The sequence below is a fragment of the Limnoraphis robusta BA-68 BA1 genome (assembly GCF_034932365.1).
GTDB lineage: Bacteria > Cyanobacteriota > Cyanobacteriia > Cyanobacteriales > Microcoleaceae > Capilliphycus > Capilliphycus robustus.
Window position 1 is genome coordinate 1 of the sequence record NZ_JAYGHR010000050.1, and the last position, 7,726, is coordinate 7,726.

8 protein-coding genes are annotated in these 7,726 nt (G+C 41.9%); 3 read left to right on the plus strand and 5 right to left on the minus strand.

Annotated elements, in window-relative coordinates:
- Positions 1-143 precede the first annotated feature (143 nt).
- The gene (locus VB836_RS13135; protein WP_049559028.1) at positions 144-365 is read left to right on the plus strand and encodes a GUN4 domain-containing protein; all 222 of its coding nucleotides are present in this window, start codon (positions 144-146) and stop codon (positions 363-365) included.
- A 75-nt stretch (positions 366-440) separates the two neighbouring features.
- On the opposite strand, the gene VB836_RS13140 is transcribed toward VB836_RS13135, so the two are convergent.
- Positions 441-1,841 (minus strand): IctB family putative bicarbonate transporter, encoded by a 1,401-nt coding sequence (locus tag VB836_RS13140; protein ID WP_323219722.1) that lies wholly within the window; start codon positions 1,839-1,841, stop codon positions 441-443.
- 126 nt (positions 1,842-1,967) lie between these two features.
- Between VB836_RS13140 and VB836_RS13145 the strand changes: the two genes are divergently transcribed.
- Complete coding sequence (locus tag VB836_RS13145) at positions 1,968-3,554, plus strand: glycosyltransferase family 39 protein (protein WP_323219723.1); 1,587 nt, start codon at positions 1,968-1,970, stop codon at positions 3,552-3,554.
- Between the two features lie 7 nt (positions 3,555-3,561).
- Here the strand turns inward: VB836_RS13145 and folP are convergent, their stop codons facing one another.
- The 4 genes from folP to VB836_RS13165 all read right to left on the minus strand — a co-directional run bounded on the left by folP (position 3,562) and on the right by VB836_RS13165 (position 6,496).
- Entirely contained in the window at positions 3,562-4,416 is an 855-nt protein-coding gene (folP, locus tag VB836_RS13150) for a dihydropteroate synthase (RefSeq protein WP_323219724.1), read from the minus strand.
- An 81-nt stretch (positions 4,417-4,497) separates the two neighbouring features.
- Positions 4,498-5,223 (minus strand): triose-phosphate isomerase, encoded by a 726-nt coding sequence (gene tpiA, locus VB836_RS13155; RefSeq protein ID WP_323219725.1) that lies wholly within the window; start codon positions 5,221-5,223, stop codon positions 4,498-4,500.
- A gap of 117 nt (positions 5,224-5,340) precedes the next feature.
- The gene (locus tag VB836_RS13160) at positions 5,341-5,526 is read right to left on the minus strand and encodes a PCP reductase family protein (protein WP_046278027.1); all 186 of its coding nucleotides are present in this window, start codon (positions 5,524-5,526) and stop codon (positions 5,341-5,343) included.
- Positions 5,527-5,596: 70 nt separating this feature from the next.
- Entirely contained in the window at positions 5,597-6,496 is a 900-nt protein-coding gene (locus tag VB836_RS13165; RefSeq protein WP_323219726.1) for an alpha/beta fold hydrolase, read from the minus strand.
- A gap of 433 nt (positions 6,497-6,929) precedes the next feature.
- On the opposite strand from VB836_RS13165, the gene VB836_RS13170 reads away from it, so the two are divergent.
- Positions 6,930-7,517, plus strand: coding sequence for a hypothetical protein (locus tag VB836_RS13170; protein ID WP_323219727.1), 588 nt, complete (start codon positions 6,930-6,932; stop codon positions 7,515-7,517).
- Positions 7,518-7,726 lie beyond the last annotated feature (209 nt).

The following is a 7,726-nucleotide window of genomic DNA, read 5'->3' on the forward strand; positions in this document are numbered from 1 at the left end:
GGCAACAGTTCCTTGTAGCTTCATTTCATAGACAATCATGTTTATCATTGTCGCTCCACGATAAGTTATTGTAGCATACAATAATCCGTCGTGAACGACGGGGCTTTAAACCTGCTTCTCTTGGTAATCGAAACTTAGAAATTTTGGATGCTTCGGTACAATATCAGATTTGGGAAAGCCTGGGAAAAGGAACCGACTGGGATAGTTATTCTCGTTTAGGCGAGTGCTTAGGGTGGCGACAGGGGGGAAGTTGGATTTCTTTCTTTAAACTCACCCATAACCTACAAGCACCCCCCGGCCACCTTCCTTTTTCTCACAAATGGTTTTTTTCTGCAATGAATCGTTTACAGGCTTGTCAAATTTAAGTTGGGGAATTTAGACGTTGAAAAACCCGATTTCTCCGAGAAGTCTGATTTTTCATGCTGCATTATTTTTGCTGCTTACAACTCACTTTGGATAGCATCAGATTTCGGTAAGCGTTGATAGAAACTGGCGATCATTGCCATCATTAACCACCACAGGGTATTCACTTGAGGACGATACCAAACCGTGTCTACGCTACCATGCGCCAACATTCCAACAATAGTCGCGATCGCCGCCATTAACCACAATCCTTGAGTATTTCTCAATTCTCGCAGTCGTTGTAGTTGTAACCATCCTTGGCGCAAAGTGACGACTAATAACCACAGAAAACAAGTTAAACCAATAATTCCGGTTTCGACAGCGATTTCCAAAATCACGGAATAGGCACTCAAAGCGCTGTAGCGGGGTCTCATATAAAGCGGGTAAATTTTATTAAAAGCGTTATTACCCGGCCCTATGCCCAAAATAGGGCGCTCCTGAATCATTTCTAGAACCGCCGCCCAAACGTTCATTCGGAAGTTGTTGCTGCTGTCTTCTCGCCCTACAAAAATACTAGCAACCCGCAAGCGTAAAGTTGGAACAGTCAAAACAGCTAATATTAAAATAGCGGCTAAACTGCTAATTCCAATAGGTACCGCCCATTTGCGCCAAAAGGGTGAAAAATTAATACTCAACCAATACAACAGCAATACCGACAACGTAAACATCAACACGACAAAACCGATCCAGCCCCCTCGACTAAATGTCAGCACCAAACAGGCACTATTAACAATTGTCATGGTTAAGCCTAATGCTTTCGGTAGCCAACCTTCCCAAACAAAAATTGCCGCCACACTAAACGCACAAGCAGGTAATAAATATCCCGCCAATAAGTTAGGATTTCCTAAGAAACTGAATACTCGAATGAGATCGGCTTGGGCGGAATTGGGATCAACCCAAGTGGCTGAAGCTTCCACCCCAAAAAACCACTGTCGCAACCCGTAAATGCTAACAATCAGAACAATGTGTAGATAAAACGTGATAAAAATGGATCGGATTCTCGGCGATCGCAAAATTCTCGCCATTAGGAAAAATAGGATTAAATAAAGCGTTAGCTTGATCAAACCTGTCAAAGCAGCAGCTTTCACGGGAGAAAATGCGGTTGCAGCGATCGCAATTCCCCAGTACAACAATACTATCAGATGAATCGGGGTGAATGCGGTTTCCGAGGGGTCATCACACAAGGTTAGCAGCACCCAAAACCCCGCACAAGCCACCAATAAAACCCCTATTAAAGCGGTGCCGACAAATGGCGCTAAACCAAATACCAGACTGATTAAAATAGCGCCGAGAGGTTCACCCCACTGCATCAGCCAACTGCCTTGTCGCCAGTTTTGTAGACTCCCACTAATGCGGTAAAGAAGGCTGCCATTGCGCCACTGAGAGGGGGATAAATAAGTTAGCGTTAACTGTTGCCAGACGGAATTAAGCGTTGTCATGGGTTTGTCGTTTGCGGCGGAGGTAAAAGATTTTTGTTTTAGTAATGTCTACAGCACAGGGTATCATCGATGAGGACAGTATTCAATATTTTAAACAATCCTCTGACCTTTTCTAAACGTTAAGTAATGAATTCCTCAAAACCTGCGAACAAGTGGTTAAAACGGTTGGCGATTATTCTGATCATTATTGGCATTGGTTTTCGGTTTTTCAATCTCGGTCACAAAGTTTATTGGTATGATGAAGTTCAAACGTCTTTTAGAATTTCAGGCTATACCCAAGAAGACTTTTTTCAACAAGTTTATATTGGTTGGCCTGATACGGTGGAACATTTACTCAATATTTATCAATATCCTACCCCGGAACGCAGCTTACAGGATTCTTTTCAAGCTTTAACTAAACATCCCGAACATTCTCCTCTTTATTTTCTCTCGGCTCGGTTTTGGATGCAAACATTTAGTCATTCAGTGGCAACCATTAGAAGTTTATCTGCTTTGATTAGTTTACTGATTTTTCCGGCTATTTATTGGCTGTGTTGGGAGTTGTTTCAGTCGGTGTCTGTGAGTTGGGTGGCGATGGCTATTGTCGCGATTTCTCCCTTTCACCTTCTCTATGCTCAAGAAGCCAGAGCTTATAGTCTTTGGGCTGTGACAATTTTACTCTCTAGTGCGGCTTTATTGCAAGCTTTACGAATGAGTCAAACTGAAAAATCTCTAAAGCCTCAGATTTTACATTGGGGAATTTATTCGCTTACGGTTGGCTTGGGATTATACAGTCATTTATTCTCTATTTTTGTTTGTTTCGGACATGGCGTTTATGTCATTCTGACTTCAACCTGGCGAAAACGAAAGTTTCTTTTTTCTTATAGTCTTTCCAGTTTGATTGGCTTGTTAATGTTCACCCCTTGGCTGTTTATTTTTGTTCAAAACTTAGAATTTTTTCTCAAAAACACAGAATCTAGGCTCGTTTCCCGGCCTGATTTACCGTTGTATTGGCTATTAAGTTTAAATCGTATTTTCTTCGATCTCAATCAAGGAATTAGTTGGCTAAATCCGACTTTGTATTTAACTTTTGCTTTAACGATTTACGCCCTTTATTTTTTAATCAAAACTACACCTCAAAAGGTTTGGTTATTCATTCTTGCTTTAATTGGAGTGCCAGGAATGGCTTTAATTTTGCCTGATATTCTTTTGGGGGGAAGAGGTTCAACGATTACGCGGTATGCAATGCCTTGTTATTTAGGGATTCAAGTATCAGTCGCTTATCTGTTTACTCAAAAAATGACTAATTTTATTCCTGATACTCAACACAAAAAACGGTGGAAATTTATCTTTTATTCTCTAATTTTTAGTGGAATATTATCTTGTACTGTCAGTTCTATTTATCCCGTTTGGTGGCACAAAAGTTATGCCAAAAGTCGAGATATTCCCGAGGCGGCTAAAATCATTAATCAATCAGCATCTCCGCTTGTTATTAGTGATGAAGAACCGGGCAGAATTATGTCTTTACTTCATCAACTTAACCCCAATGTTACAGTTCAATTAATGGCAGGATCTCAAGTTCCGGTACTGCCAAAATTAGAACCCTTTAGTGATGTTTTGTTATACCGTCCAACGGGACAATTAATCGAGGGAATGGAAAAAATCTATAACGTTAAAGTCAAGAAACCCTATGAAACCACTTGGGTGAGAAAAGTCGAATTTCCGCAAAAATAATGAGGAACTAAACGCGATAAATTGCATCCGCCACTCGACAAACATCAACCATTTCTTTGACATCGTGAACTCGTAAAATATCCCCTGAACCCACAATAGCAGCAACGCAAGCAGCAGCAGTTCCCCAAACTCGTTTTTGGGGGTCACTTTGGTTGAGAATATGACCAATAAAACTTTTCCGAGATGGCCCAATGAGTAGGGGAAAACCTAATGATCTTAATTTCGGTAATTGTCGGAGAATTTCTAAATTTTGTTCATAAGTTTTAGCAAATCCAATCCCTGGATCGAGTATAATATTATCAGGATAAATTCTGGCATTTTTACAGGCTTGAATTCGCTCTTGGAAAAACTGCAAAATTTCCCCAATTAAATCTTGATAATCAGTTAATTGTTGCATGGTTTTCGGCGTTCCGCGAATGTGCATCAACACAATGGGAACGCCTAACTTAGCGACAACTGATAAGATTTCTGGTTCAAAAGTAGCGCCCGAAATATCATTAATTAAATCAGCCCCCGCTTCAATTGCCGCTTGTGCAACAGCCGCTCTTGTGGTATCAATAGAAAGGGGAATATTAGCCAACTCGTTCGGTTGACTTCGCAGCAACTTTACAACCGGAATCACCCGGTTTAACTCTTCTTCTAGAGCAATTTGTTCAGAACCGGGACGAGTCGATTGACCGCCAATATCAATAATATCCACTCCTGCGGCTACCATTTTCTCAGCTTGAATTAACGCAGTTTCTAACGTATTAAACTCTCCGCCATCACTAAAACTATCGGGTGTAACGTTCAAAACACCCATAATATAGGTTCGTTTTCCCCACTCAAATTCTTTATTTTGTAGAATTAAATTTTCTGGCATTTAAAACTTAATTGTGATAAAATGTTAATTGGGAACAGTTGCTCAACTTGACTATTCCCAATTTTAATTAGCTTTCTCTTTTTACTGATAATTGACAATGCGAGCAAAACTTTCGGGTTTCAAACTAGCTCCCCCAACCAAAGCACCATCAATCTCAGGTTGAGCCATAATTTCATCAATATTGTCAGGTTTAACAGAGCCACCATACTGAATGGAAACATCAGGATTTTTCAACTTGCTGCGAATTAAACCAATGACTCGGTTGGCTTCTTCAGCCTCGCAAGTTTCTCCCGTTCCAATTGCCCAAATCGGTTCGTAAGCAATCACCAAATTCTTCTGATCAATATCAACTAAATCTCCTTCCAACTGAGAGAAAATATGGGCTTCTGTTTCTCCAGCATCACGCTGCTGTTTGGTTTCTCCCACACATAAAATCGGTGTTAAACCATGACGTTGAGCCGCTTTGAGTCGGCGGTTAACTGTTTCGTCCGTTTCACCAAAATATTCTCGTCGTTCGCTATGGCCAACAATCGCATAACGCACCCCAATTTCCACTAACATGGGGCCGGAAATTTCACCTGTATAGGCACCGGAATCTTCCCAGTGGATATTTTGAGCGCCGAGTTTGATCCGACTGCCATGCAAACTCTTGGACATCACCCACAAGGTTGTAAACGGCACACACAGCACAGTATCGAGATCATCAGGCGTTTCATCTAACTCGGTCATAAACCCCTGCAAAAACTCTTGGGCCTCTGCCTGGGTTTTAAACATTTTCCAGTTCCCGGCAATAATCTTTTTTCTCACTGCTTAATCAATCAACTTCAGAACACAACAAAATGCCAAACTCCAGTTTAAAGCGTTAGGGGACATTTTTACAGTTTACAGTTCTACAGTGACCAGTGACCAGTAACTGGTGACTGTTCACTGACCAAACTCTAACCTCGCTTTTTCCACCAGTTCGACTGTTACCACATCTTGCTCGGCTTCACGAGCGAGTTGTTCAATCCGCTTACGAGCTTGCGATCGCACAAAATACGGAATATTCTTAAGTTTAGCTTTCGCTTCTGGCATCCATTGGAGATCATCTAGAAAATCATCATTGGACATCGTTAACTAGCGGTGAATAGGACAAGAGTTCGGGGTCAGTGATCAGGTGAGTCAGGTGTCAGTTTGGCGATCATGCTAAAACATTAAGCAAGTGTCGAATTAGAGCAACCATAGTGGATGGTTCTTCTAAGTGGGGAGTCAAACCAACATCTTCTAGACGTTGAAAAACTTTAATCGCCTGTGGGTTGAGATTAGCCAAGCGTTGTCCGATTTCTGGACTGGTAAACTCAGATTTTTCTCCCCAAATTATAGCAGTTGGAGTGGTAAGCTGATCGATATACAGAGATAAATCAAAACACAAATCACCCCGTACAAAAGAAAGAGCCGCGTATTCAGCATTAGGTTGTACAGAAGATTCGAGATAAGCTTCAACAATCTCGGGATAAACTCGGTTAGAACGGGCAAACTGACGTTCTTCTAAAAAGGCTCTAATTCCTGCACTATTGGCCACACCTGTGTTGTAGATAATCCGATCTAAGATGGGAGTTTTGACCAGTTGAGCAAAGAAGCTATTACGATAATTTTCGCCGAAATCAGACAAACCCGAAGGAGTCGTCAAGATTAAAGATTTAAACAGCTCAGGCCGTTCAATCGCGGCTCGAATGGTAAAAGCTGCCGTTAAGGAAGAAGCAATAACAGGGGTTGCGGAATCACAAGTTTGTTCAAGAAACTCAATAATCGTCGTGATGTAGTCCTGAATATTATAGTCTCGGGCTGGATGTTCTGAGCGTCCCCAACCGATTAAATCCGGGGCCAAAATCTGGTATTCGCCGACAAAGGCGGGATAAACTTTTGACCATTCATAGGCCGAAGAACCCCCCCCAAAACCATGCAAAAACACCAACTTGGGTAAATCTTCAATCCCAGGGGCTTCTAAGGGCAACCAAGATAAATCAAGGGCTGTGTAATAAACCATCCTTCCGAGTGAGGTAACGATGGAACGTTGCTCAAAGCCACGGGGCAGAAACATAAAAAACCTCTATCAATCTAGATTCACAATCAGAGCGATCGCCAAAAGCAGCTATATACAAAAAACTTTACTTCATAAAGCATAAGAAATGCTCTATCGATTTTTCCTCTGTCTCAGGTAGCCAATCAGTCACTCCGGCATCAGTCTTGTAGGGGAAATTCATCAAGCCACCCAAACCCGTCACCAATCTCCCCATCTTCCTAACTCCTTGATCGCCCTATCACCCCCTGAGATTGGTATACTTGATTTATAGAGTGAGGGGTAAAACCCCTCAAGGTTGCATAACCTCTCGGATAGAAATCCTAATTATTTACTGAGGAGGCAAGCTCAAGTCTGAATTTTTATAAATCAAGGAATGATCCCTCTCAATCAAAACCCTGTGCTTGTAAACACCTGGCAAACCCCTAGAACTTCCACAAAAGGACATCTCCCAATGAAAACTGTTATGGAACAAGAGTGCAGACCCTTTTCAGATTGTGTCTATGTCTGTGATGTATTAAATGGGGAGATGGAATGGAATAGTCCTGAAGAACTGATTGTCCATCCTCAAACCGAAAAGGAACTTTCAGGAAAACTACCGATTCAATCTCCCCAGCGTATTCGTCTAGCTTTGGAACAGTTACAATGTTTTGAATTAGTTGAGCGGCAGTTTAGTTCCTGGGGTATAACTTTTGTGAATGCGATTGTGCTGCAACCCTCTAACCCAGCTTTTGGAGTTCAGCCCAATCAAACAGTTTTAATGGGAGCGCCCAGAAGTGGCTGGCTAGAAGTTCACTTTCAGCATCCCGTTCGTCGAGTGGAAGCTTCAGTAACCAGTTCTCGCCGAACGATTTTATCGGCTTATAATGGGCAAGCTGAGGAAATTGACCGTACAGAGATGACCGCGAAGCAATCGAGTCGCTCTTTAGGGATCATTTTACCGAGTGAAAAACTCAGCGTAGAAGCGGAAAATATTCATAAAGTTACTTTTTATACGTTTGATGGTCAACTGATTGTAGATCGCTTCAAAGTTGATTTTTAAGAGTTAAACAACTGAACCGTCCAGGGGTTTTTGAGATGAATCTTTGACATCCTCCACCTCCAAATCAAAAGATTATGGAGGTGGATTCCCATCATTACTGATGAGAATTCCTGGCTCTACGAGCAACCTTACTTTTTGGGATTTCTCCCTCTAAGCAGTGGATCATCTCATCCCCAGGCGTTACTTTCCGAGTGCCCCTCGGTAGTTGT